Source organism: Mesorhizobium sp. M7A.F.Ca.US.002.01.1.1 (assembly GCF_004022955.1).
GTDB classification, from domain to species: Bacteria; Pseudomonadota; Alphaproteobacteria; order Rhizobiales; family Rhizobiaceae; genus Mesorhizobium; species Mesorhizobium ciceri.
Genome location: NZ_RZQE01001010.1, coordinates 1 through 669, shown reverse-complemented (window position 1 = coordinate 669; position 669 = coordinate 1). Strand labels below are relative to the sequence as shown.

At 61.1% G+C, this 669-nt stretch carries 1 pseudogene; it reads left to right on the top strand.

Annotated features, from left to right (window positions below):
- A pseudogene (locus EN932_RS37415) lies at positions 1–669 on the top strand (autotransporter); the annotation flags it as partial.

The window sequence follows — 669 nt, the reverse complement described above, 5'->3', positions numbered from 1 at the left end:
GTGACGACCTGATATCGGTCGGTATCCTCGAGGTCGAGGAAGGCGTTTTTTTCAGCGAGCCAATCGTCGGTATCATCTCTGGGGGTGAGGGCGGTGATACCATTACCATAGGGGGAGGCAACGTCAAGGCCGTGGATGCCGGGGCCGGCGACGACCAGGTCAGCATCGGCGGCAATACCGCAATCGAATTGGATATCGATGGAGAGGCCGGCAACGACACAATAACGGTCAGTGGCAACGCCACCATAGGCGGCAGCATTTTCGGCAACGATGGCAACGACACCGTCAACATCGACGGTGGAACCGTCGGCACAACCATATCGCCGGGCATCGTTGATCTTGCGGGCGGCGCCGACATTTTCAACATGACCGCGGGCCATGTGACCGGCTCGGTGTTCGGCGAAGGCGGCGGCAACACCTATACCGTCAGCGGCGGCACGGTCGACGGCTCGATCTATGCCGGCAGCCAGGACGACAGCGTATCGATCTCGGGCAACGCCAGTGTCGGCATCGACCCAGGTGAGGGTGGGGAGGGCACGGATTCTGTCGGGCTGGAGGATGGTGACGACACCTTCGACATGACCGGCGGCACTCTTGCGGGTGCGGTAAGCGGTGGTGCCGGCAATGATGTTATTACGCTGCGCGGCGGCACCATAAACAGTTTTCTGG